We start from the raw sequence: 1,189 nt of genomic DNA, 5'->3' as shown, positions 1-1,189 counted from the left end.
ATCTAACATCATGTGATGACGCATTTTCATTTTTTCATTCAAACCTTTTTCTAGTATTTTCACTGCTTCCTCTATAAAAAATCTAGCCTTTTCAAAATTAGTAAAAGTGTAAGACTCCCCAAGAACCCCATATGCTGTAGCAACTATCATTGGAAATTTTCTCTTCAATTCATTATTTGCTATGATTTCATGGCATAATTGTCTAGTCTTCTCTATTTCATCAGATAATAATAATCCTTGTAAAATGCACTCACGAACCTTACATTCAAAAGACAAACGTATATATGAATTTTTTATTTCTTTTAATTCATCGATAAGAAAAGAAGCTTTATCTGTCATTACTTTAAAATTACTTTGATCATACTCTGTAAACATTTCAATTATTTTAAAAAGAATTTTCATCTCATTGGTTTTTAATTTAATATCTTTTTCAGTTTCGTACAATAAATTCGCAAATGTACTACCTTTCAATTCTTCTGTATTTCTAAGATAAAGCAATTTATAAATTTGAGCCCATTCTTTATTTATTTCATCATCGCTGTTTATCTCCTGATTAATTAACAGCTTTAATAATTCCATTTCACCATGAACTGCTAAGTAATCCATTCCAATTCTTTTATTAATTGGTCTAGACGTTTTACTAAAATACTCGATATATAGCTCTCGCCTTATTAAAATTTGTTTTTCATTAGGGTAAATTTCCCTGATGAATTCACCGTATGCATTAAACTTCATTTCATCTTTGCCTGTTAAAAAGTTTGAAATTGTAGAATGAGCGATTTTTATATTTTTTGCAATTTTCCGTTTACTCATCCTGCGATATTCAATTTCAGTAGAAATCCTGTCTAATATAACTTTCATTATTGTCCCCCTCTGGAACAAAGACACACTCCCCTATATAGAAAACGAACCTAAATATGATGAACTATATCTGAATGTTATGTTATACTAGCCGTATACGTTATGGTATTCCGTAACAGCAAAAGGCTCATGGCAAATGTTTTCCCTACTACAATTAGGGCAAAACGGTGTAAAAGTGTTCCCAGCACAATTACACACGCTATGGGTCTTTTTGTGTCCATTCATTTTATTATCACAATGTTATCACAGAAAAGTTAAAAAATTTTGATTTTCAAACTTTCTCAACATTTGTCTGAATTTAAAAACGCCGTAAAATCGGACTTCTTCG

Annotated in this window: 1 protein-coding gene; it reads right to left on the bottom strand. The window is 30.0% G+C overall.

From position 1 onward, the window contains the following. The coding region (locus V7183_RS14995) for an AimR family lysis-lysogeny pheromone receptor (RefSeq protein WP_335360020.1) at positions 1-861 on the bottom strand (861 nt) is incomplete at its 3' end. Between the last annotated feature and the right edge of the window lie 328 nt (positions 862-1,189).

The sequence above is a fragment of the Bacillus sp. JJ1127 genome (assembly GCF_036965845.1).
Lineage (GTDB): Bacteria > Bacillota > Bacilli > Bacillales > Bacillaceae_G > Bacillus_A.
The sequence above is the reverse complement of the archived record's forward strand: the minus strand, read 5'-3'. Positions and strand labels throughout refer to the sequence as shown.